The sequence below is a fragment of the Methylobacterium sp. E-065 genome (assembly GCF_022829605.1).
Classification (GTDB): domain Bacteria; phylum Pseudomonadota; class Alphaproteobacteria; order Rhizobiales; family Beijerinckiaceae; genus Methylobacterium.
The window spans coordinates 17,458-37,189 of sequence record NZ_JAKSYD010000203.1 but is presented as its reverse complement, the minus strand read 5'-3'; the positions used below and the strand labels follow the sequence as shown (position 1 = coordinate 37,189).

28 protein-coding genes are annotated in these 19,732 nt (G+C 63.9%); 9 read left to right on the top strand and 19 right to left on the bottom strand.

Going from position 1 to position 19,732, the window contains the following annotated elements; translation table 11 throughout:
• The first annotated feature begins 39 nt into the window (after window positions 1-39).
• From MKK84_RS35985 to MKK84_RS24795, 3 genes are read left to right on the top strand one after another with little or no spacing between them, the layout of a single operon-like run.
• Window positions 40-267, top strand: a complete 228-nt coding sequence (locus MKK84_RS35985) for a ribbon-helix-helix domain-containing protein (protein ID WP_409566540.1) — start codon at window positions 40-42, stop codon at window positions 265-267.
• On the top strand, window positions 264-644 hold the full coding sequence (locus tag MKK84_RS24800) for a hypothetical protein (protein ID WP_243924684.1): 381 nt from the start codon (window positions 264-266) through the stop codon (window positions 642-644). The genes MKK84_RS35985 and MKK84_RS24800 overlap by 4 nt, the downstream gene beginning before the upstream one ends.
• A complete protein-coding gene (locus MKK84_RS24795) occupies window positions 637-1,131 on the top strand; it encodes a hypothetical protein (protein ID WP_243924683.1) in 495 nt (164 codons plus the stop codon). Before MKK84_RS24800 ends, MKK84_RS24795 begins: the two co-directional genes overlap by 8 nt.
• A 308-nt stretch (window positions 1,132-1,439) precedes the next feature.
• Here the strand turns inward: MKK84_RS24795 and MKK84_RS24790 are convergent, their stop codons facing one another.
• Window positions 1,440-1,865, bottom strand: a complete 426-nt coding sequence (locus tag MKK84_RS24790) for a hypothetical protein (RefSeq protein WP_243924682.1) — start codon at window positions 1,863-1,865, stop codon at window positions 1,440-1,442.
• Between the two features lie 612 nt (window positions 1,866-2,477).
• Between MKK84_RS24790 and MKK84_RS24785 the strand changes: the two genes are divergently transcribed.
• Together MKK84_RS24785 and MKK84_RS24780 are read left to right on the top strand one after the other, a co-directional pair.
• Window positions 2,478-4,211: a putative bifunctional diguanylate cyclase/phosphodiesterase gene (locus MKK84_RS24785; protein WP_409566539.1), complete on the top strand. Its 1,734-nt coding sequence runs from the start codon at window positions 2,478-2,480 to the stop codon at window positions 4,209-4,211.
• Window positions 4,212-4,235: 24 nt separating this feature from the next.
• Complete coding sequence (locus MKK84_RS24780) at window positions 4,236-5,183, top strand: BLUF domain-containing protein (protein ID WP_243924681.1); 948 nt, start codon at window positions 4,236-4,238, stop codon at window positions 5,181-5,183.
• 90 nt (window positions 5,184-5,273) lie between these two features.
• On the opposite strand, the gene MKK84_RS24775 is transcribed toward MKK84_RS24780, so the two are convergent.
• The 15 genes from MKK84_RS24775 to MKK84_RS24705 all read right to left on the bottom strand — a co-directional run bounded on the left by MKK84_RS24775 (window position 5,274) and on the right by MKK84_RS24705 (window position 13,187).
• Window positions 5,274-5,714 carry a MucR family transcriptional regulator gene (locus tag MKK84_RS24775; RefSeq protein ID WP_243924675.1) on the bottom strand — a complete coding sequence of 147 codons (441 nt, stop codon included), beginning with the start codon at window positions 5,712-5,714 and terminating at the stop codon, window positions 5,274-5,276.
• Between the two features lie 41 nt (window positions 5,715-5,755).
• The gene (locus tag MKK84_RS24770; RefSeq protein WP_243924674.1) at window positions 5,756-6,901 is read right to left on the bottom strand and encodes a helix-turn-helix domain-containing protein; all 1,146 of its coding nucleotides are present in this window, start codon (window positions 6,899-6,901) and stop codon (window positions 5,756-5,758) included.
• Between the two features lie 349 nt (window positions 6,902-7,250).
• Window positions 7,251-7,598: a hypothetical protein gene (locus MKK84_RS24765; RefSeq protein ID WP_243924673.1), complete on the bottom strand. Its 348-nt coding sequence runs from the start codon at window positions 7,596-7,598 to the stop codon at window positions 7,251-7,253.
• Window positions 7,599-7,682: 84 nt separating this feature from the next.
• Complete coding sequence (locus MKK84_RS24760; RefSeq protein ID WP_243924672.1) at window positions 7,683-8,063, bottom strand: hypothetical protein; 381 nt, start codon at window positions 8,061-8,063, stop codon at window positions 7,683-7,685.
• 123 nt (window positions 8,064-8,186) lie between these two features.
• Window positions 8,187-8,711 (bottom strand): hypothetical protein, encoded by a 525-nt coding sequence (locus MKK84_RS24755; RefSeq protein WP_243924671.1) that lies wholly within the window; start codon window positions 8,709-8,711, stop codon window positions 8,187-8,189.
• Complete coding sequence (locus tag MKK84_RS24750) at window positions 8,708-9,559, bottom strand: MT-A70 family methyltransferase (protein ID WP_243924670.1); 852 nt, start codon at window positions 9,557-9,559, stop codon at window positions 8,708-8,710. Before MKK84_RS24750 ends, MKK84_RS24755 begins: the two co-directional genes overlap by 4 nt.
• Window positions 9,560-9,665: 106 nt before the next feature.
• Entirely contained in the window at window positions 9,666-9,866 is a 201-nt protein-coding gene (locus MKK84_RS24745; RefSeq protein ID WP_243924669.1) for a hypothetical protein, read from the bottom strand.
• A 4-nt stretch (window positions 9,867-9,870) separates the two neighbouring features.
• Window positions 9,871-10,758, bottom strand: coding sequence for a TAXI family TRAP transporter solute-binding subunit (locus tag MKK84_RS24740; RefSeq protein ID WP_243924667.1), 888 nt, complete (start codon window positions 10,756-10,758; stop codon window positions 9,871-9,873).
• A gap of 9 nt (window positions 10,759-10,767) precedes the next feature.
• Window positions 10,768-11,277 carry a hypothetical protein gene (locus MKK84_RS24735; protein ID WP_243924665.1) on the bottom strand — a complete coding sequence of 170 codons (510 nt, stop codon included), beginning with the start codon at window positions 11,275-11,277 and terminating at the stop codon, window positions 10,768-10,770.
• 10 nt (window positions 11,278-11,287) lie between these two features.
• Complete coding sequence (locus tag MKK84_RS24730; RefSeq protein ID WP_243924663.1) at window positions 11,288-11,485, bottom strand: hypothetical protein; 198 nt, start codon at window positions 11,483-11,485, stop codon at window positions 11,288-11,290.
• A complete protein-coding gene (locus MKK84_RS24725) occupies window positions 11,482-11,841 on the bottom strand; it encodes a hypothetical protein (RefSeq protein WP_243924661.1) in 360 nt (119 codons plus the stop codon). Before MKK84_RS24725 ends, MKK84_RS24730 begins: the two co-directional genes overlap by 4 nt.
• A gap of 169 nt (window positions 11,842-12,010) precedes the next feature.
• The gene (locus MKK84_RS24720; RefSeq protein ID WP_243924658.1) at window positions 12,011-12,184 is read right to left on the bottom strand and encodes a hypothetical protein; all 174 of its coding nucleotides are present in this window, start codon (window positions 12,182-12,184) and stop codon (window positions 12,011-12,013) included.
• A 1-nt stretch (window position 12,185) separates the two neighbouring features.
• A complete protein-coding gene (locus MKK84_RS24715) occupies window positions 12,186-12,488 on the bottom strand; it encodes a hypothetical protein (RefSeq protein ID WP_243924656.1) in 303 nt (100 codons plus the stop codon).
• A gap of 141 nt (window positions 12,489-12,629) precedes the next feature.
• Window positions 12,630-12,848 carry a hypothetical protein gene (locus tag MKK84_RS24710; RefSeq protein ID WP_243924654.1) on the bottom strand — a complete coding sequence of 73 codons (219 nt, stop codon included), beginning with the start codon at window positions 12,846-12,848 and terminating at the stop codon, window positions 12,630-12,632.
• Window positions 12,849-13,187, bottom strand: coding sequence for a hypothetical protein (locus tag MKK84_RS24705; protein WP_243924652.1), 339 nt, complete (start codon window positions 13,185-13,187; stop codon window positions 12,849-12,851).
• A gap of 117 nt (window positions 13,188-13,304) precedes the next feature.
• Here MKK84_RS24705 and MKK84_RS24700 point away from each other — a divergent pair, with 117 nt between their 5' ends.
• Together MKK84_RS24700 and MKK84_RS24695 are read left to right on the top strand one after the other, a co-directional pair.
• Window positions 13,305-13,562: a hypothetical protein gene (locus MKK84_RS24700; protein WP_243924649.1), complete on the top strand. Its 258-nt coding sequence runs from the start codon at window positions 13,305-13,307 to the stop codon at window positions 13,560-13,562.
• Between the two features lie 252 nt (window positions 13,563-13,814).
• Entirely contained in the window at window positions 13,815-14,042 is a 228-nt protein-coding gene (locus tag MKK84_RS24695; RefSeq protein WP_243924648.1) for a hypothetical protein, read from the top strand.
• Window positions 14,043-14,252: 210 nt separating this feature from the next.
• Here MKK84_RS24695 and MKK84_RS24690 read toward each other — a convergent pair whose 3' ends face one another.
• The gene (locus tag MKK84_RS24690) at window positions 14,253-14,492 is read right to left on the bottom strand and encodes a hypothetical protein (protein WP_243924646.1); all 240 of its coding nucleotides are present in this window, start codon (window positions 14,490-14,492) and stop codon (window positions 14,253-14,255) included.
• 73 nt (window positions 14,493-14,565) lie between these two features.
• Between MKK84_RS24690 and MKK84_RS24685 the strand changes: the two genes are divergently transcribed.
• Window positions 14,566-15,240 carry a helix-turn-helix transcriptional regulator gene (locus MKK84_RS24685; protein WP_243924644.1) on the top strand — a complete coding sequence of 225 codons (675 nt, stop codon included), beginning with the start codon at window positions 14,566-14,568 and terminating at the stop codon, window positions 15,238-15,240.
• A gap of 5 nt (window positions 15,241-15,245) precedes the next feature.
• Window positions 15,246-15,506, top strand: a complete 261-nt coding sequence (locus MKK84_RS24680) for a hypothetical protein (RefSeq protein ID WP_243924642.1) — start codon at window positions 15,246-15,248, stop codon at window positions 15,504-15,506.
• A gap of 7 nt (window positions 15,507-15,513) precedes the next feature.
• Here MKK84_RS24680 and MKK84_RS24675 read toward each other — a convergent pair whose 3' ends face one another.
• Window positions 15,514-18,381 (bottom strand): class I SAM-dependent DNA methyltransferase, encoded by a 2,868-nt coding sequence (locus MKK84_RS24675; RefSeq protein ID WP_243924640.1) that lies wholly within the window; start codon window positions 18,379-18,381, stop codon window positions 15,514-15,516.
• A gap of 205 nt (window positions 18,382-18,586) precedes the next feature.
• Entirely contained in the window at window positions 18,587-18,823 is a 237-nt protein-coding gene (locus tag MKK84_RS24670; RefSeq protein ID WP_243924638.1) for a hypothetical protein, read from the bottom strand.
• Window positions 18,824-19,732: the final 909 nt, after the last annotated feature.

Here is a 19,732-nt window from a genome sequence, read left to right as displayed (position 1 = left end):
AGCCTTGCTACGGTCCGATATTTCTGGCACCATCAATTCATGACGTCAATACTTGGCACCAACAAATCTCGGAGACCTGGGCGGCCGCCAGCGCATACGACCTCAGTCAATGTTCGTTTGCCACCGGATCTTCTGGCTGCTCTTGACCTCCACATCGCAGAAGCCGGTCGAAGCGCATCGCGTCCTGATTGGATCCGCCTCGCGCTTCGCGAATGGCTTTCAAGCCACGGAAGGCTCGATAAAATCGCTTCCGGTAGGGTGAGATGATGGCCTGGGCTCCGGAACGGATCGGCGGTTGGGAAATACGTCGAACCGCAACCATACTATCTGAAGACCAACAATTAATTGAAGTTTACCCTTTCTCTGATGAGAAAGAAAAGAAAGTCATATTCGCAATAGAATTCACGGAAGACAAAAACGATTTCGGAACAAGCGCTAGTGCGGCGGATAATAGTACATTTATAGTAAAATTTAAAATATCTTTTGAGCAATCAATTTTTGGATCAGCAACAAGATGGATAGAATTTGCATCAGAAAATGAAGGAAAATACTATATTAAATTTGCTATTACGGTAGTTGGTAAGATTGATCGTTTCACAATAATATTACATTATAATTTAGCTTGGGAGGCTCTGGGTGGCTAAAGAACTGCAAATTTCTCGGGGCAATCCTGCAGATAATATGCCTGCAGACTACAATCTTCAAGAAATGTTCGGGCTTGAGTATAGGCCCACACCTATTAAACCAGACAGCGTTGATGACATACTGGCCTATCTATCAGCAGAAAGGGCCTCCTCGAAAAAGATTGATTATATTATTCACCAACTCGAAAAAGATCGTTTGGAAAGAAGCAAAAAGGAAGCAGAATTGGAACAAACGAAAGTCGAAGTTCAGCGAATTTTTGACCAAAATTTAAAGTTGACGAGTTTAATACGGTGCGTGGGGAAGGTCTGGACGCAAGCATTTATAGGTTTTTTAGTGTTTAGCGGTATACTACTTTTAGCCACTGAAAAATTGAGCTCATTATTTGTTTCAGGCGGGGTTTGCATTTTCGTCAGTATTATTTGCACTTTACTTATAGCCGTTAATGGAAAAAATCCAACCGAACACCTGGGAAGATCCGATGGATGATAGCGCGTATGGTAAAATACTAGTTATCGCGTGTATACTTTTGTGTTTCGTGGTGGGCCTGGGCCAGTATCCTAGCGACATAAATCCGTTTGTGCTCGGAGTATTCACTGGTTTAGCGTCTGCGGTTTTTTGGGGGTTGACGTCTCTAACCATCACAAACGATATCGAAATTTTTCCAATCGCAGGAGTAAATGGATTTTTCAATTTATTGGCTGCCGCATGCGCAGCATTAGCTGTTGGCTATCTTATGCCGGCGGATATTTGCACATCGAAAGATATAACCTCGGCCGCGACATTTGTTTGTCGGATTAGAGCACTTCACTGATTTTGATTTTTTGATCGTTGGAAACAAATTGGTTAATCTTATTTTTCTCGGCAGCAATTTTCTTACACGCGCGCATCCGCTTCCTGTCAAAAGTGCTGCGGTGCATGCCTCGCGCCTCGCAGAACTGCGCGATCGATCCGCCGACCTGGCCTTCGGTGACGATCGCCCGAGCCCAGACAAGCAGGATCTTCCGTTCCTCAGATCGGTCGCCGAGCACGGTGCCGGTAAAGGCCAAGATGTCGAAGGTGGCACTTGGCTGGTTCTGCATCGCGCTGCGGAGCGTGTTGCCGCGAGGCGCGTAGATCGGCGTGAACGGCATGGCCCGGAAGGCGGCCTTCAGCCAGCCCTCGACATCAGAGCAGGTGAAGGGTTCGCGCGGGGGATTGGGATCTTCCGAACGGGTGAGCATCGAGCGCAGGGAAGCGGCCCAAACCGCCGCTGCCCATTTCTAACATGTTCCGGGTCACGATAGCGTGGCGAGCGCGACATCGTGGACGGCTTACGTGTGTCGGACTTCTGCCCCCGTCAACCGTTTCACGAGCGCATGCAGATGCTGCGTGTTAAGAGTGGAAGCACGACCGTCTGCCGTCAGGGGTGGCACGGGAATACCGGACGTCCAGTGTTCACCTCGATCTGGCCGGGCTTGCCTGTCTCGATCCTCGAAACATCACCATTTAAGCCAAATATCAAGTAGATCAGTCGTTCGATTAAGTCAAAATCTTCACGTATCTCACGGTCGGATGTCAGATTACTTTGGCCATTTCATCTTATCTATCTACGTCTCGATTGGAAAATGAGCGATTTGATGATGGGTATATGCTAGTCATATATCTCCTATTTTCGGCGCAGCTTACGTATTGCCGCCGCCTAACATGGATCAGCAACGTACTTTCGCCTCAAACTGAAACGCTTCTACAAATCTTAGAGCCTATAAACCCCTAATTAAAGATTTTTCAGATATATTCGCGAGGCTGTCAGGCTTTGCACGTTTGGATAGCGTCTCCCACAGGACATGTCCGTGATGAATTCTGCCCTGCACCATTCCGGCGCAGTAGAACTTCAACCTTTCTCGCTGGGGGCGCGTCCTGGTTTAAATGCAGCGTCACTCGTCAAGGCTAACCACTACCTTGATGCCATTCGGTACGGCCTGCTCATGATCGACCCATCAGGAGATGTCGCTGACTTTAATGCTCCAGCTGAGATTTTCCTTACAGACCTGGGTATCGATCTACAGATCAAGCTATCAGCAAAGCTATTGCTTCGTGCCTTGTCCGGCGGGGCTGCACTAAGACGGCGAGAGATATTTCAGTCATTGCAACATGCGCTGAGTTCTCAGTCGACGGTCTCTTTCGAAGTGACGGGCCGAGCTCGGACGCTCATGATCGAAGTCTGCCCCATAGTAGATGGAGGCTGGATCGCGACGCTGGAAGATGTGAGCGCGCGCAAGGCGAGCGAAGCGCGAGCGGACGAGATGGCGCGTCTCGATCCTCTCACCGGCTTGCCGAACCGACTTCTCCTGCGTGAACGCTTGGCCGAGGCTCTGGCACGCTTGCAGCGCAACGGCGAACCGTATGCGCTGCTGCTCATCGACCTCGATCGGTTCAAGCCGGTCAACGATACGCTCGGCCACCCGATCGGCGACTTACTGCTCGCCAAGGTCGCCGATCGTCTGCGCTCGACCGTCAGGCCGACGGACACCGTGGCCCGCATCGGCGGCGACGAGTTCGTAATTCTACAAACCGGCATCCGTGAGGCCGGCAATACGCAAGCGCTAGCCCGGCGCATCGTCGATCTGATCAGTCGAACCTATATGGTTGACGGTCACCTCCTGACGATCGGGGCGAGCGTCGGCGTGGCCCTCGCACCCACGGACGGAGAAACTGCTGACAAGCTTTTAAAAAATGCCGACCTTGCTTTGTACAGGGCCAAGCTCGACGGGCGGGGCACATACCGGTTCTTCGAACCTGAGATGGATGCGCGCATGCAAGCGCGTCGACGTCTCGAACTCGACATGCGCCAGGCGCTAGCGCGCCGCGAATTTCAGCTGCACTACCAACCACAATTACAGCTCGACGGTGATAGGCTGATCGGTTGTGAAGCTCTGATCCGCTGGAAGCATCCAGAGCGTGGCTTGATATCTCCCCTGGATTTCATCCCGCTTGCTGAGGAGATCGGCCTGATCGTACCGATCGGCGAGTGGGTCATTCGTCAGGCCTGCCGCGACGCGACGACTTGGCCCGCTGGAATGTCTGTCGCGGTGAACGTTTCTCCGGCTCAGTTCAAAAGTGATCGGTTGGTCGAGACCATCATCTCAGCTCTCACCAGCTCAGGTTTGTCGGCCAGGCGGCTGGAGGTTGAGATCACTGAGGGCGTACTTCTGCAAGAAAGCGAAAAGACGTTGCAAACGCTGCATCGTCTGCGCGAACTTGGGGTCCGTGTCTCGATGGACGATTTCGGCACGGGCTACTCATCCTTGAGTTACCTGCGCAGCTTTCCTTTCGACAAGATCAAGATCGATAGGTCCTTCGTAAAAGATCTCGCGAGCAAACCGGACGGCGACGCGATCATTCGAGCGATCGCTGGTCTCGGCAAGAGCCTGGGAATGACAACGGTTGCCGAGGGCGTCGAGACGCCGGAGCAGATGCAGCGCATCCGCGACGAAGGATGTACCGACGTCCAGGGCTACCTCATCAGTAAACCAATACCAGCCGACGATTTGCTGCAATTCCTCGCGAACTACCGTCCAAATCTTTGATCCGATTTTTACTTGGATAGCCCCATGAGTGAGCTCTATCGTCTCGTCTATGCTAGCAAGAACCTGTTTCAGGGAACCGATGCCGAGCTGACGGCCACCGTCAGTCAAATCCTAGCCGCATCGCAGCGAAACAACGATCGATCCGACGTCACCGGCGCGCTGATGTTCAATGCTGGTGCCTTCGCTCAAGTCCTCGAAGGCCCACGCCGGGGGGTCGAGGAGACGTTCGAGCGCATCCAGTGTGACGATCGCCACGGGGATGTCACTGTTCTTCAGTGTGGCCCGACGGAGGCCCGCAGCTTTGCCAACTGGTCGATGGCTTTCGTCGGCCAGTCGGCTCAAGGGCAAGCGAAGTTCAACCAAATTGCGTCGGAGAGTGGCTTCGACCTGTCCAGGATGGACGGTGATGCGGTGTTCGCCATGTTGCACGAGTTGGTCTTGGAGGAGGAGGGCCTGCCGACCTCACTCGCCATTGCTCCATCGATCAAGCCAACCAACGCCCGCCCCCCGGTAGGCCTCGATGTCGAGCAATTGAGAGCGGAAATCACGCAGCTTCGGCCGGATGCAGCAGCGATGCCGATGACGACGCCGGCGGACGACAAGCAGCGAGGCGAAATCGTTGAGGCTGAGCGGCGATCCAGTCTCGCCAGCGACGTGAAATGTTCGTCGCAGGGAGCAACAGCTGCGGCGCTGAGTATACTCAAGGCCGCATTGGCTGATGAGCGGCAACGCACGAACGATCTCCGGACCGAGATCGATGCGTTGCAAATCGCATTGGCATCGAGCGAGGATCAGCTTGATGCCATGCGGATCGAACGGGATCGTTGGGCTGTACGTGCGGGGCTTCTCGCTACGGCTATGGCCCAAGAAGCCAGCGACGTCCAAAACTTGAACTTCCGCGCTGAGTCGGCTGAAGCACACCCGAACACGCAGCTGGGCTTGGAGGGCGCTGCCCGCGTTCTTGCCGCTTGATCGCCGTCGCACGCCGTGAGCGCTAAGTGCAATCGTGGCGCGCGACACTCGAGATCATTGGTTGACAGGCCTATAGAGATCCTCAGCACACTACTCAGCGGCTTGCCGTCCGATCTGAGCGCCCGGCACACCGAGGCCGATCGCTTTCGCGAGCGATGAGCGCTGCGCCGAGTAGGACGGACAGACCATCGGGTAGTCGGCCGGCAACCCGAAGCGCCTGCGGTAGCCGTCGGGCGTCAGACCGTGGGCCGTCAGGTGGCGCTTGAGCGTCTTGTGCGAGCGCCCGTCGAGGAAGCTTACGAGGCCGTCCGGGTGGATCGACTTGCGGATCTGCGAGGCGGACGGGATCTCCAAGGCGGGCGCGGCAGCTGCGGTGTCCGCGATCGCGTTGCCATCCTGAAGCCCGCGCAGCGCCCCGTGGAGCGTCGTGAGCAGCAGCGGCACGTCTACCGCCGCGATGTGGTTGTGGCTGACGTAGGCCGCCGCAATACCGGCGGTGAGGTCGAAGACGTTTGCGGAGGTATGGGACATAGATGCTCTCCTGGGTTTTAGATCGCCGACAGCGCCGAGCGTCATGCCGCTTCGGTCGCCGGCGGGAACGGTGTCGGCATGTAGGCACCGTGCCCGCCCGGCATCGACATCCACCGGGGTTTCACGGCGTGCTCGGCGAAGTACGCCTCCCAGGCTGCGCCCTCGTCCGAATCGGCGAGCACGAAGTGGGTGCAACCGCTTGGCCACTGGCCGCGGCGGGCCTGGTCCATGCCGGCTGCGTTGCGGGCAGCGAACGGATCGGCGGCGGCCGGACCCGGGGGGGCAGCCCCGACCGCAGGCCCGGCCCCACCGGCCGAGGGAGCGCCGTTGCGCCAGAGCCCGCGCTCGAACCATCGGTGCAGAGCTCGGGCCTGGCTGCGATGCTGGGCGCGCGTTCGCGCCTCGGCGGCGGCGGCGTGAATCGCCCGCTCCTGATCGGCGGGGTCGAGCGCCGCGAACAGCGCCACAGCCCGGGGGCGATCGGCCGCCAGCCGCCCGCTCTCGGGGTAGGCCGCCCAGAGGCGCTCGAATCGCGCCGCGGTGTCCGGCGGCACCGGGGGCAGCGCTGCGCCCCGGCAGCCCTGCGACGGTCGTGGCCGGCGCTCGGTTCCTCGTTCGGGCCGATTTCCGATCCAGGCCTCCTGCTCAGAGATTCGATCTTCCTCCAGCGAGCGCGTCCCCCCGCTGGCGGGGGGATAAAGGGGGGAGAATCCCTTGGTAGAATCTAGTTCTAAGTAGGCGGTCGGGTTTGCCGACTCCGGTTCGACCGACTCCGGTTCAGCCGTGCACGGTTCACCGGGAGTCGGCTGATCCGACTCCGGTACGGGAGTCGGTTTTTCCGTTTCCCGTGTGGCCGGTGTTTCTGCTGCGTTCTGGACGTCCGAGGCTAGTTCGGGCTCGTCCAGCACGACGTACTCGAAGCCGCCGTAGATCCCGCGCGGGCCGCGGGGCAGCTCATGCCGCTGGATCCAGCCGACGGCGATCAGCTCGCGCATCAAGCGCTGCATCTTCTCCGGGCCACAGCCGAACCGGCGGCGCAGATGCTCGGTGGAGATGTTCCAGTCGTTCGGGCGCGAGCGCAGGTAGCAAAGCAGCCCGAGCGCATCGAGCTCCAGGCGTTCGTCGGAGAACACCTCGTTGCCGATGACGGTGAAGTTCTTGTTGTGGCGTCTGCGGATAATCGTCATGGCGGGCGCCTTCTTCAGGCAAGGCTGGAGCGCTCAGCCGCGAAGCCTGTCCGGCTCCGGGCACGCAAAAACCCGTCGGCTGAATCGCTGCTCGCGACGGCCGTTCGGGCAGGGTGACGGGTGGGAAGCTCGCAGCGCAGACCGAGCCGTCAGCCTCCGCCGAAAGGGACGGCGTCTGGAGGCGGCAGCTCAGGACCTGCGGAAGGCCGGATCTCGTCCGGACCGGGCGGCATCAGTCGGGCACGAGGCGGGGACCTGACGCAGGGCGTGCGAGGATCTGTGAGGCCAGGTGCGGGGGGCCGCGGGGCAGCGGCCAGAGCTGGATGATCATGGCGTCAGCGCTCCCGGGTCAGGCGGCCGTCGTCGCCGCGCCGGCGGGCGCGTCGGGCTGTTGAGCGGGCTGCGCGGCGGGCTCGGCGCTGGCGGCGGCCGTCCCGCTCGCAGGGTCGGGCTGCTGCGCCGAGGCGGTAGCGGCAGCCGTGCCGTCGGCAGTTGCCGGGGCGAGCTTGGCCAGAACCGCGTCCGTTGCGGCGATCGACGCGTCGAGCGTAGTCGTGTCGATCGCCTCGGGCGCGGCCGCGGCCAGGGTCTTCAGCATGTCGCTGTGGGTGTTCTGGGTCTTGAACACCCCGGTCAGGACCTCGGCAATGAGGGCGTTCTGCTGCTCGATCCGGACGAGCGATGCTTCGACGGACATGAACTTGCCTGTGAGGTCGCCGAGGAAGGCCCGGATGGACGGGCGACCGCGTCCGAACGGGGAGAAGGAATGGAGGCCCACCGCTTAGGCCTGCGGTGATGGGACGGCTGGAGCGGCGGCCGCGAGCACGGGGTCGACGCCAGTGGCTGGCGTGGGGATCGCGGGCGTGGGCACGTCGGCCGCGCCGGCGCCGGCACCGATGCGGGGCGTGCCACCCGGGCCCTGATCGGGGCCGAGTAGATCGAGGCGCCGCAGCGTGTCGTTCTGGCGGACGCCGGCGAGCGCCAGGCAGTCGATGATGCCGAGGTTGTTGACCCGGATGGCGGTCGAGGTCGGCGACGCGTTGCCCTCCAGGGCGTCGTTCTTGATGCGCAGGTCCTGAACGATGGCGGTCAGTAGCTCTTCCAGCTTGAAGCCGGATGGGTTGCCGGCCGACATCAGCACCTTGGTGGTGGGCGTGCTCATCGATGACCTCGGGAGGTTTGCCGCGCGCAGGCGGACGGGTGGCCCGGGCGGGCCTGGAGGGGATTCAGAGTCCGAGTCTGGCGGGAGTCGGGGCCGCTCTGCGGCCTGCTCCCGGGCGCCACGCTAGGCGTCCGGTCCGGGTGACGCTGGCGGCGTCGGGGGTTTAGTCGTGACGCCGAGCTGATCGCGGAGCGGGCATTCGAAGTCACACCACTCCGACCCTGCATTCATGCAGGTGCCGTCGCCGGTTTGGCCGCAGTCGTCGGCGGGATCCCAGGCGTCCGGCTCATCGTCGGCCTCGGGATAGTCGAGGTCGTGCTCGTCCATCTCGCGCCGAGCCTCAGCCGCCACGCGATCACTGCACGCCCTGCACACCCGGTAGACCGGGCCGCCCATACCCTCTTCGTAGTCCCGCGCCCACGCGAGGTCGGTCGCCTCGCGCTTGCACCAGTCGCAGGTGCCCGTGTGCGCTTCCTCGGTCGCCTCGTAGGCACGATCCGCGTCCAGGCATTCCTGGCACAGGAGGACCGTCTCGAATCCGAAGCTGTCCGTCTCGCCCTGGACGTTGGCGACGGCCGCGCGATCGGAATGCTCGTCGCACATCGCGCCGTCGGGCAGCGGGTGACGGCGTCCGGGTAAGCCGCTCATTCGGCCGCCTCGCTCATCGTGGGCGGGGCGGCGTACAGATTCATGAAGTCCGGCCGGGCGAGCCGCTGGAAGGCCTCGCCGTAGGGCGGGTACGAGCAGGCGCGCACCAAGTCGTAGAAGCCCTCCGGCTTCTCGCTGTTGGCGCCGACCGGCCAGTCGTGATCGGTCCGGACTGAGCGGGCAGGCCGAAGCGTCCGCAGCTCGCCGCGCACGGCAAACAGCACGTGCTCGGTGCTGTTGCGGAAGTACCGGCCCAGCCCGATCGTCGACTTCGTCCAGGTGTGAACCGTCTTGTAGGCGAAGCCCCATCCCGTGATCAGTTCGAAGGCGAGCCCGAGCGTGTTGTTCGTCGCCCAGAGGTAGAGGTGGCAGTTCTCCTCGGCCCAGTCCGCGACCGGCATCGCGCGAATCTCGTCGAGCGGCATCGTCGCGTAGTCGTGCCCGGCCGCTCGGGAGATGTTGTCCTCACCCCACGGCGGATCGACCACGAGCGTGCGGAAGCGACCGGCGACGGGCGCGAGCGACAGGACGCGTTGCTCGTCGAGGATCCGGTTCAGCTCCTTGCGCGCCGAATCCGGACCGCCGGCCTTGTCCATCATCGCCACGAGGTGGCCGAAGCGGTCGGGGTCGGCCGCCGCGGCCTCGGCGACGTCGAAGATCTTGCGCAGGGTTCGGCCGGTGATCCCATACCGCTCGGCGGCGCGGTCCATCGCCAGGGAAGGTCGTGAAATTTTCACGCCCTTCCCGCCCATCGAGATGCGCGTGCGGGCCTGCTCCTGCTCCTGCTCCAACAGCGGGCGCGCCGACACGGCAATGTCGCTCGGCTTCCACCGCGACAGCTCACGCATGAACGAGCCTTGATCCGGATTGGGAGTACGAGTGGGGATGGCGCGCGGGGAAGCACGCCGGGGCGTCATGCCGGATCGAATCCAGGCATGGGCGAACGGGCCGACATCAGACGAACCCCCGCCGCAGCGGTACGCGCAGGGCCTTCTCAGCCGCTCGGCCCTCGCGCCGTGCCTGCCACCGCAGGGCGATGAGCAGCCCGAGCTGGACCGGCGCCGTGAGCAGCGCGGCGAAGCTCGGGTGCACCATGATCGCGGTCACGACGACGACCGCGATCAGGAGCCAGAGGGAGAGGGAGCGGGTGGCCATCGCGTCAGTTCTGCGGCTGCGCGATCGCCTGGATCTGCGGCTTAGCGGCCGTGAAGGCCCGCAGCAGCTGATCGTAGGGGCGCTCGTTGGCGTTCACCCAGGGGAGCGCCGTGACGAACAGGGCGTCGACCGCGATCGTGTCGAGCGCCTTGGTGCCGTAGAGCGCGCCGGAGGGCTGGATTCGCGGATACGTGCCGGCCGGTATCTCGCCGTAGCCGTAGACCGGTTGGCCGCGGGCATCCTTGGCCGAGCCGACCATCTCTCGGTCGTCGGAGCGGACCAGCACCACACGGTCACCCTGCGCCTGGGCGTCGTTCTTGATGAAGGACGCGTTCAGCGCCCCGACCCAGAGCGCGCACTGCACCTGGCTGCCGTCGGCGACGGCCGAGAGCGCGCGCACGCCCGAGCGGGTGTCGACGTTGACGGGCCCGAAGTGCTTCTTGTCGGCGAGCGCGAACGCGTCCCACGTGGTGCGGCCGCCCGAGCCGTCGGGGCCCACCGCCACCGTGGTGGCCTTGCCGAGGTCCGTGATGCGGGCGATGCCCGCGGCCCGGTTGCAGAGGAGGTGGACCTGCTCCTGGTAGAGCACGCCGGCCCGCTCGATCGTGGAGAGCGCGGCCGCGTTCTTCGAGCTGTAGACCAGCAGGGCGTCGGACTGGACGAAGGCGCCGTCGCATTGCCCAGCGGTGATCTTGTCTAGGTTGTCGAGCGAGCCCTGGGTCGGGTCGACCTCGACCTTCAGGCTCCCAGCCTTGCTCTTCAGGATGTGGCCGGCGCGGAAGTAGTTGCCGGATTCGGAGCCGGTGCAGAGGCGGAACGCCGGAGGCTCCACAGCAAGGGCGGCCGTGGAACTGGTAAGGACGAAGGCGAGGGCGGCGAGCTGGGCGCGCATGAACGGGTCTCAGGCGTGGGAGGGCTGGGCTTCGGCACCGGCGAGGTCCGCCGGATCGGGCTGCTCGGCGGGCGCGAGCGGCTCTTCAGCCGCCACCGACGCCATGTCGGGCGTGGGAGGGGACGCGATCGCGGCAAGGGCCGGCTCGTTCCACCACGCTTCGGTCAGGCGGCCGTCGCCCGCTCGGTATCGGACAAGGTAGCTGCGGCCGTTCTCGGCGTACTCGGCACGGCCGATGACGGTGCCACGCTCATCGCTGCCGACGAGGCTCACCGTCTGGTTCAGCCCGAAGGCGAAGACACCCACGAGGCCTACGTGCCCATCGCCGGCGATGCCGGCCGTGCCTTCCGCGACGACGATGGACTGACCGTCGTGCGGATAGAACCAGCGGACCTCGCCGGCCTTGATGGTGTCGGTCCAGGCGGCCCGGATCTCTCCGCCGGCCTTCCGCTCGACGGTCGTCACCTCGGCGACCCAGGCGACGTCCTTGGGGACCTCAACGAACATGGAGATGGTCACAGGCAGCTCCTCAGGCTCCGGGTGGGGGGTGAAGGTCGGTGTGCTGGCCGCGGGACCAGAGGCGCGGGTCCCACTCGCGGGCGCGCGTCTGGAGGCGGCGGGAGCAGTCCAGGATCGGCGTCGCGACCCAGCCGATCGCCAGGAACGGCACGGCCAAAGCCTGAAGGCACGCGGCGAGCCCGCGTAGGACAAAGGCGGCTGCGATCATCGCCCGCCCCAGATTTCCGCGAGTTGCTGCCGGATCGTAGCCGCTTGCCGCTCCAGGCGTGCCTGTCGGCAGATGCGCGCCGCCTCCTGCAGCGAGGCCGGTGAGGCGTCCGGGTTCACGAACACGAACAGCTCGGGCCCGTAGACCTCGATCAGCCGGTGGTACGTGTTGCCGGACGGCGATGATGTGCCGGACAGCCACTTCTCGACCGTCTTGAACGAGATCTGCGTGTCCGCCTCGATGCAGGCGGCCGTCTTCTGCGGGTGGATCGTCCGCAGGAACTCGGCGATGCGCGCGCCGAAAATCTGGGGTTCGAGTACCCCAAGATTTCGGAAGACTCCCTCAGACCTTCGCACGGGCTTCCTCGATGCTGTGGGCATCGAGGACCGGCCAATCGGGCTGGTCGGAAACAGCGAGGCGGTCATCGATCGTCCCTCGCGAGGAGGTCGACAGAACCATGCACATGATCGCGCGCCAGGGCTTGCAGGCACAGAGGCGCGTAAGGGACGGCGGGGGCGGTTCGCGTCATGCGGGCCGCCCCGTCGCTATGAAGCCGAGCGCGATCGCGCCGGCGGCGGCGCAGAGCGCCCAAAGCGCGGACCAGATCCCGACGTGCGGTGGCATGCGCAGCGCCTCATCGACGAGGCCGATGCTCAAGAAGGCCAGCGCGATCGCGGGGAAGAGGAGCGTGAGCGCCATGTCAGTGCTCCACCGCGGAGGGAACACTGACGTATTCCGCCGTGCCGGAGCGCGCCGCCCGCGCGCCGGCGTCGAGCGCGTCATGGGCGAACTTGAGGGCCGATCGGCGCTGGCCACGATTGGAGAGACCCGCGATCAGTTCGCCTGCCACCGTCTGAAGCTTGGAGATGGCCTCGGCCGAGTCGATCAGGTGCGTTCCCGTACCCGGATCACGCAGCCCGTTCTCCGCATAGTACTCGTCGACTGCACGGCCGATCCGGCACTCGAGGCAGCCGCAGTACGGCTTCATGGCTCGGGCCGACATCAGGCGCCTCCCGAAAGGGCCGGAGCCCGAAGGCCCCGGCCAGTCGAAGGGAGGAAACGCCCGCCATGGGCAGGGGTACGGCTTGCACGGAGCGTGCCGGCCGAATTGATGAGCTGCGGGTTGAGCGGAGCGTGCTGCACGTCAGCGTCTCCGCTCGGTTTCAGCGAGCATGTCGGCGACCAGCAGACCCAGACGCCCGGACAGACTCGCGGCGAGCGCCGGTGTGAGTTCGACCGGTGGAAGGCTGAAGCCTTCTCCAAGCAAGCGCAGTCGGACGATGTCTCGCCCGGTCGCATCGCGCGCCTTCTCGACGGCCCAGGTGCGCGCGATCACCGGAGAGGTGCTGTCACGCTCAGCCATCTACACAGCCTCCTGATCGTGGGCGGCGGGCATCGAGGCCGCGCCATAGGGCAGGAGCTTGGTCTGGACCGTCGTGCCGTTCGCCAGGATGGCCACCTGGTCCTGGCGGGTCGGGAGCGGCACGCCGACGGCCGCAGCGAGGTCGAGCGTCAGCTGCTCGGTGGACGGGATCGCCTCGCCGGGCTTCTTTGCGACCTGCCGCCAGAGGCCGAGCACGAACCCGGAAAAACGGATCCACTGCTCGGCCGTGAAGACGCTGCCGGATGGCATCGGCACGTGGTGGCCGTTCGGCGTGGTGGGGCTGCCGCAGTAGGGGCAGCGGTTGCGGGCGGCGGTCATGCGGCTGCTCCGACAACGGGTGTTGTGAGCACAGATACGGGTAGGCACGAGCCCCGGAGGACTCGGCCCACCCGCACTGCTACCTTGGTAGCTGCAACACACACCAAGGAACTCGGAATGGCTGATCCGAAGGTCGAAGGCGTCATTACCTCGACGCCAGAAGAGCAAAGCATGGCCCACCGCGGCATCATCAGTTTGATGCTCGCGCTTCTCGTAAAAAAGAAGGTCATCAATCGACAGATCATCGAGCGACGCCTCCAAGCCATGATTGACCATGGACCCGAGGCGCGAATGACGCCGGGCGTGCTGGACGAGGTTGCTCTCGTCCGGCACCTGATGCGGGCGATGTTGGACGATGATGACCCGGTTCACTGAACCAAGCGGTGTGGGCGGCCCAATATGCGCGGGCCGCCCGAGTCGCATCTCTCCGCTCGACGTCGTTGCGACGTTGCAGAAGCAGCGCTGCCGCGGCAACGAAGGCCCCGATCGCAAGAAGCTCGCGCATCAGGCAGCAGCTCCCTCGGTGGGGGCGGCGAACACAGGCGCGAGCGGACGCGAGCCCCGGAGGACTCTAACCGCTCGCGCTGTTACCTTGGGAGTTGCAACACACACCAAGGAACTCGAAGTATGGATACCGAAATCAGCCTCAAGAGCATTTCCGCAGACGGCGCCCGGGGCCAGATGCGGCACTGGGAAGTCACGTTCGACGTCGAGGCCGACCGGCATCAATACGAGATGCACGTTTGGCTCGACGGCAGCGTCGACGAAGCGGATCTCGTTCCAGAGGCGCGCGCTAAGCTGCATCAGCACCTCCAGGCGCTGGCCGATCGCTCGAAGCAGTGGTCGCAGCCGTAGCGGCCACCTCGTAGGGCAGCAGCCGCTGGCGATACCCTTCGCCGTCGACGCGGAGCGGGACGCCGGCGGACTTTCCGAGCGCCAGAGTCAGTTCCGCCTCATCAACGCGCTTTACGTCCGGATGCCGAATGGCGTTCAACACGCGTGTGAGCACGCCGCCGGCGAGGCGGACGATCTGCTCGGCGTCGAGGGGGAAGGCGGAGCCGGACATCAGGCAGCAGCTCCCTCGGTGGGGGCAGCGAGGCGCTTGGCAGCCGAGATCTTGGCCAGGCGCTCGTACGTGACGTCCCTGCGGCCGCGCGCTTCAGCTCCGCGAACCCACGCCTGCCAGTATTCGGACGACACCGAGTTCCGCTTGCGCATCTGCTTAGCGGTATTCTCGGGCACGCCGATATCGGCGGCGAAAGCGCCGAGGCCGTAGCTCGCAATGAGTGAGCGGAACGAGTCCATTTCGATTGGGTACCATGGGTACCCATCGAGTAGCAAGACGAAACGTACCCAACTTCAGGGGTACAAACTGTGCATGGAACTCGATACGCCAGGGGCGCGCCTTGCGTGGGCGCGGAAGCAGGCGGGCTACGACAGCCCCCGTGCGGCGGCGCGCGCCCTGCGCTGGAACGAGAACACCTATAAGTCCCACGACAACGGCGTACGCGGCTACGGCGTTGAGGAGGCGCAGGTCTACGGCCGTGCCTTCAACGTGTCGTGGATTTGGCTGGTCAGCGGCGAGGGTGGCGTCGAGCGCAAATCCGCAGCGCGCATCGTGGGACTGATCGGAGCCGGCGGCGAGATCGATACGAGCGTGAGCGACGCGTTTGGCGAGGATGTCGTCGAAGTCGAGGTTCTGGTCGCGTTGCCGCCAGACGCTCTAGCTTACGAGGTCTGGGGCGACTCCATGCTCCCGAAGTACGACCCGGGCGATATCATCATCGTCCGCCCCTCGGAGGTGACGCCAGACGAACTCGTCGGTGACATCGCACTCGTCCTTACCGGGGAAGGTCGACGCTACCTGAAGCGCATACAGCGCGGCGACGAGCCCAACACGTTCAACCTCGAAAGCTTTAACGCCAAGCTGCTGCAGAACAAACACATCGTCGAGGTGGCAACGATCCATCTCGTCGTGCCCGCTAAGCAGGTTCAGCGCGTGCCGACCGGGAAAGAGATTGAGCGGCGGTTCAAGCTCAAGGCGACTGGCTGAATGCCATGACCGACCCCAAACCCTTCCGCGCCGACAAGGCCGCCTACCTCCAGCTCGGCGAGCTCCACACCGACTTCATCCTGCCGATCTGCCTGCCGGATCCCGAGCTGATGGTCGGTGACGCTCTTGCCGTCCTGGTGGTGACCACCGTGGAAGGACACCGGGTGGGCGTGCCGATCGGGGTGAATGCGCTGGAGCACTTGAAGGGGATCGTGGAAGCGGGGCTGCGCGTGCTTCAGGAGGAAGATGGCGGCGAGATGTGGTGACCCTCCCCTAAGCTGCTGCGGCTCGCGTCCCGTTCAGCGCCACCAGTCTCGCCAGCGCATCGTCGATCGCGATGTCTTCCGGCCAGCCATAAGCGGCAGCCACTGCGCGATCGAGCTCGGCGTGGGCGTGATCAAGCCACTGCGGTCGCTCGTTGTAGAGGTTGGTGAGGGTACGTTTCTTGAGCACGCCGGCTGTGTTCGCGTCGCGCGGCAAGAGCCGATCCGGGAAGCCTGGCGCTACTTCTGGCTCAACCCGCACTTGATCCAAGGGGTTTAGCCACGCGGATCGGAGTTCATGGAGCTTCTGGGCCGCCGCACCGACCCGCCGGGCGTTCGGCTCGCCTGCATAGTCCTTCGCCATCACGTTTGGCGTCAGGTTCACTGGAAACGGATACGTCTCGAACGTCGTAGTGGGCGTGTAACGTGGATCGTTGCCGACGCCAAGCCAGGAACACAGCCGCAACGACCACGCCTCGTGAAAGCGCGAATGCAGGACCCCGAATGCGGTGTCGTCCTCGCGTGCGATGGCGATGACCTGCGAGTCCGGTATCACGATCGTTTCGAACCAGCCAAAAAGGCGATGCTTCGCGACTCGTGCGGTGCCAATATAACGAGCGAGATTGCCGACTTGGGAGTTGAACGCGGGCCTATTTCTAATGTGCTTCCACCACCACCGGGCGATATCGGGATTTCTGTTGGAAGCGCGTTCCGACTTCACGGTCATCAGCACATGGGCAAATGGCGCTTCATAGAACGCCGCCTCGTTGTCGCTGCCCATAGCGTTAAAATCGATGATCCACATGTCCCGCGGGCGCCGGGCGATGTCGAGCCCGTTGATCCACGGGCGCAGCACGTCGGCGTTCGACCGCCCGTTGACGTTAAGCGGCGCGGACAACCACGCCCTGGCCACCTCGCCGGGTACGTCGAACGCCCCGCCCTTGATGTTGCCCATGAACGCGACGCCCTGGTTCTCAGCCAACCGCCGCACGGCGCTCAGGTTCGCGCCCGCCCCGGTTAGGTCCGGGTTGACGCGCTCGACCTGCTGGCCATCCAACTCGATCGCTTCGTCCGGTAGGGTCTCGCCGAAGCACACGAGCGACACCCGCACCGCCGCCCCGTCCACCACCCAAGGTTCGTCCGCCCAAGCAGAGAAGACCGGCATGTCGGCCGCGATCTGCTCTAGGACGCGCCGGTTGGCGCCGCCGCGGATCGAGTTCGTCGTCACTAGGCCCGCGCGCCGCGCCTCGCCCCGCTCGATCTGTGCACGCGCTTTCTCGAACCAGTAGGTCACGAGGTCGGCCTCCGCGGGTACGCGTCCGCGGTAGGTCTCGAATAGGGTGTCGACCGCAGCGTCGCCGAGGTTCCGACGCAGCATCTTTCCGCCCAGGAACGGCGGGTTGCCGACGATGAACTCCGCCTTCGGCCACTTGGCTTCTTCGACCGGCGACGACGATGCCGCCGCGGCTGGCGGTGCGGTGATCAGCGCATCCCGGCATTCGATCGTGTCGAGTCTCCGGAGGATCGGCTCTGGTCGCGTGTAGAAACCATTGCGCACGGCCCACTGGATGTCGCCGATCCATACTGTCGTGCGTGCCAGCTCGGCCGCAAGCGGGTTGATCTCCAGCCCGCGAAGGATCTCCGGCCCAACCATCGGCATGCGCGGCGGCAGGCCGTAAATCTCACACTCCTGGTTCGCGGTGTGCTCCAGGTCCTTTACGGCGTGCAGCGCCATGTACAGGAAGTTGCCGGAGCCGCATGCGGGGTCCAGGATCTCCAAGGTGCGCAGACGCTCCAGGAACACCGAGCGGCGCTCCTCGGCCCGCTGCCACTCCTTCGCCTTCGGCCCCTTCTTGCGAGCCTTGTCGGTCAACCGCTCGATATCAGCCCTCGCCTCCTGCCACTCGGCGCGGAGCGGCCGCAGAAGCACCGGCTCGATGATGCGCGTGATCTTTTCCGCGTCGGTGTAGTGCGCGCCGATCTGAGCGCGCTTATCAGGATCTAGGAAGCGCTCGAACAGCGTACCGAAGATCGAGGGATCGATGTGCGCCCAGTCCTGGCGGCCAGCCTCGATCAGCAGCTGCACGTCACCTTCGTCGAGGGGCAGCGCAGGTTGCTCATCGAACAGCCCTCCGTTGATGTAGGGCAGGCGCTCCAGCCCGAACCGGCCGCCCTTGCGCAGGATACCGAAGAGGTCGTCGAACAAGGCCTTTGCTTCGTGTGGGCGCCCTGCGACCTCCTCAATCGCGCGGCGAAAGAAGCCAGCCGGCAGCAAGCGCACGTCCTCGGCGAAGAATAGGAAGGCGAGACGGTTGACGAGGTGAGCGACCGGCTCCGGCGCGTGTCCGCGCTCGCGCAGGCGCAGCGCTATGCTGGAGAAGCGATCAGCTGCCTGCCGGGTCAGGTCGGCCCGGCTCCCGCCCTTGCGCAGCTTGGTCGGCTCGTGGAACGCCGACCGCAGGATGTCGAGCTTCGCAGGCTCGCGCAGGTCGTCGAGGCTGATGTCGTAGGCATACGGGACGGTGTTGGTCCACGCGGTGACGACCCGGAACTGGTCCGTATCGCAGGCGATATGGAGCGGCGGGCTCTCCAGTGCGAGCGCGTAGCGAGCGAGTTGGTCGAGGGCGTCACCTAGGTTGCGCTTCCGCTTCTTGTACTCCCAGGCGAAGTGCTGACGCTTCCACACGTCGGCGAAGCCGAGGCCGCCGCCTGACTTCTGCAAGCCCTTCTCAAAGGCGAAAGTCTCGCCTTTCGGGTCGGCCTCGATGGGTGTCGGGTGGTCGAGCAGTCGGCAGAGGTCGTTGAAGTGCGACTGGGCCGCGGCGCGCTCGGAGAGGGCGACCGGCTTCCAGCGGTCGATGAACTGCTGCGGCGTCATGGATCCCTCCCCAAGCTCGGCCGTTCTGATGGGCGATGCCTGTGGATTAAGAGTGAACGAGGTTGACTCCCTCAAGATGGAATGCGTGCCGCCATGCAATTCGCGGAGAGGCGTAGCGATTGAGTCACGCCTGCTCAGAACGGCAACTGGTCCGCCAGCCCCAGCGGCACCTTCCCGAAGATCGCCAGCGTGATTGGCTCCAGGCTTACACCATCGCCTGCGGGTGCGGCGACCGCACGCCTCTGAACCGGTTCGGCAGCAGCGGGCAGCCGTCATGGGCCTTTCGGTGGCTCAGCCTGATTTGGATCGGCTGGGTATAGTTGCTCGCCGTCAACACGACGCCGTGGCATTCCGGACAGCGCTTCGGCGCGGAGCGATGATGGGCGTGCGCCTCCACGGCCGTCACGCGCTGCCAAGCGCTGTCGACCTTGACCTCGCACATCGGGTGGACTGACTTCGCCATAGCCTGAGCGTCGCACAAGGAACGAACACTGCCGAGTGCAGCAACGCCACACGTGGAACGTCAGATGATCCACCAGCCCTGACGATGCCGCCGCGAGGACCGGCAGCGTGCCTATGCCGCGGCGGCGGGCATGGTCAGGGCATCGACCGAGGCGCACCATGCGGATGACGCCAAAAGCACCGCGCACCGCCATGCCCATCGCCTCAAGAGCCCTTGCACTCGCCCTCGTCCTGGGGACCGCAACCGGCGCCTGCGGCCAAGGCCGCACGGACACGCGCACCTTCACCTGTGCCGATCTCAGGGCTCTCGTGGCACGGGCGGGGAACGCAGTGCTAGCATTGAGCGACTTCGCTTATGAGACCGTCCACCGGGACAGCGGCGCGTGCGAGCAGGATGAGACCGGGGCTCCGGCCTATGAGCCGACCCGCGATGTGCCAGCCTGCTTCGTCGGCTGGCGGTGCAAGCAGCGCAATAGCGACAGCGGGCCCGTGTGACAGGTCGCAGTTAGAACGGCAGCTGATCCGCCAGCCCCGGTGGCACCTTCCCGAAGATCGCAAGCGTGATCGGCTCCGCCCCTATGCCATCGCCTGCGGGTGCGGCGACCGTACGCCTTTGAACCGGTCCGGCACCAGCGAACAGCCGTCATGCGCCTTCCGGTGGCTCAGCCTGATCCGGATCGGCTGCGTATAGTTGCTGGCCGTCAATACAGGGCCGTGGCATTCCGGGCATCGTTTCGGTGCGGAACGGTGATGAGCGTGCGCCTCGGCGGCCGTCACGCGCTGCCAAGTATCCTCGACTTTGACTTCGCAGATCGCGTAATCTGATTTGGCCATGTCCGAAGACTGACACGGATGGCGGATGCCGGCGAGCGCCGCGCGGGCACAGTCG

Excerpts from the sequence above, each read along its gene's own strand:
- MKK84_RS35985 (WP_409566540.1), top strand. The coding sequence starts at position 40 with ATGACGTCAATACTTGGCACCAACAAATCTCGGAGACCTGGGCGGCCG.
- MKK84_RS24800 (WP_243924684.1), top strand. The coding sequence starts at position 264 with ATGATGGCCTGGGCTCCGGAACGGATCGGCGGTTGGGAAATACGTCGA.
- MKK84_RS24790 (WP_243924682.1), bottom strand. The coding sequence starts at position 1,865 with ATGCTCACCCGTTCGGAAGATCCCAATCCCCCGCGCGAACCCTTCACC.
- MKK84_RS24785 (WP_409566539.1), top strand. The coding sequence starts at position 2,478 with ATGAATTCTGCCCTGCACCATTCCGGCGCAGTAGAACTTCAACCTTTC.
- MKK84_RS24780 (WP_243924681.1), top strand. The coding sequence starts at position 4,236 with ATGAGTGAGCTCTATCGTCTCGTCTATGCTAGCAAGAACCTGTTTCAG.
- MKK84_RS24775 (WP_243924675.1), bottom strand. The coding sequence starts at position 5,714 with ATGTCCCATACCTCCGCAAACGTCTTCGACCTCACCGCCGGTATTGCG.
- MKK84_RS24770 (WP_243924674.1), bottom strand. The coding sequence starts at position 6,901 with ATGACGATTATCCGCAGACGCCACAACAAGAACTTCACCGTCATCGGC.
- MKK84_RS24765 (WP_243924673.1), bottom strand. The coding sequence starts at position 7,598 with ATGTCCGTCGAAGCATCGCTCGTCCGGATCGAGCAGCAGAACGCCCTC.
- MKK84_RS24760 (WP_243924672.1), bottom strand. The coding sequence starts at position 8,063 with ATGAGCACGCCCACCACCAAGGTGCTGATGTCGGCCGGCAACCCATCC.
- MKK84_RS24755 (WP_243924671.1), bottom strand. The coding sequence starts at position 8,711 with ATGAGCGGCTTACCCGGACGCCGTCACCCGCTGCCCGACGGCGCGATG.
- MKK84_RS24750 (WP_243924670.1), bottom strand. The coding sequence starts at position 9,559 with ATGCGTGAGCTGTCGCGGTGGAAGCCGAGCGACATTGCCGTGTCGGCG.
- MKK84_RS24745 (WP_243924669.1), bottom strand. The coding sequence starts at position 9,866 with ATGGCCACCCGCTCCCTCTCCCTCTGGCTCCTGATCGCGGTCGTCGTC.
- MKK84_RS24740 (WP_243924667.1), bottom strand. The coding sequence starts at position 10,758 with ATGCGCGCCCAGCTCGCCGCCCTCGCCTTCGTCCTTACCAGTTCCACG.
- MKK84_RS24730 (WP_243924663.1), bottom strand. The coding sequence starts at position 11,485 with ATGATCGCAGCCGCCTTTGTCCTACGCGGGCTCGCCGCGTGCCTTCAG.
- MKK84_RS24720 (WP_243924658.1), bottom strand. The coding sequence starts at position 12,184 with ATGGCGCTCACGCTCCTCTTCCCCGCGATCGCGCTGGCCTTCTTGAGC.
- MKK84_RS24715 (WP_243924656.1), bottom strand. The coding sequence starts at position 12,488 with ATGTCGGCCCGAGCCATGAAGCCGTACTGCGGCTGCCTCGAGTGCCGG.
- MKK84_RS24710 (WP_243924654.1), bottom strand. The coding sequence starts at position 12,848 with ATGGCTGAGCGTGACAGCACCTCTCCGGTGATCGCGCGCACCTGGGCC.
- MKK84_RS24705 (WP_243924652.1), bottom strand. The coding sequence starts at position 13,187 with ATGACCGCCGCCCGCAACCGCTGCCCCTACTGCGGCAGCCCCACCACG.
- MKK84_RS24700 (WP_243924649.1), top strand. The coding sequence starts at position 13,305 with ATGGCTGATCCGAAGGTCGAAGGCGTCATTACCTCGACGCCAGAAGAG.
- MKK84_RS24695 (WP_243924648.1), top strand. The coding sequence starts at position 13,815 with ATGGATACCGAAATCAGCCTCAAGAGCATTTCCGCAGACGGCGCCCGG.
- MKK84_RS24690 (WP_243924646.1), bottom strand. The coding sequence starts at position 14,492 with ATGGACTCGTTCCGCTCACTCATTGCGAGCTACGGCCTCGGCGCTTTC.
- MKK84_RS24685 (WP_243924644.1), top strand. The coding sequence starts at position 14,566 with ATGGAACTCGATACGCCAGGGGCGCGCCTTGCGTGGGCGCGGAAGCAG.
- MKK84_RS24680 (WP_243924642.1), top strand. The coding sequence starts at position 15,246 with ATGACCGACCCCAAACCCTTCCGCGCCGACAAGGCCGCCTACCTCCAG.
- MKK84_RS24675 (WP_243924640.1), bottom strand. The coding sequence starts at position 18,381 with ATGACGCCGCAGCAGTTCATCGACCGCTGGAAGCCGGTCGCCCTCTCC.
- MKK84_RS24670 (WP_243924638.1), bottom strand. The coding sequence starts at position 18,823 with ATGTGCGAGGTCAAGGTCGACAGCGCTTGGCAGCGCGTGACGGCCGTG.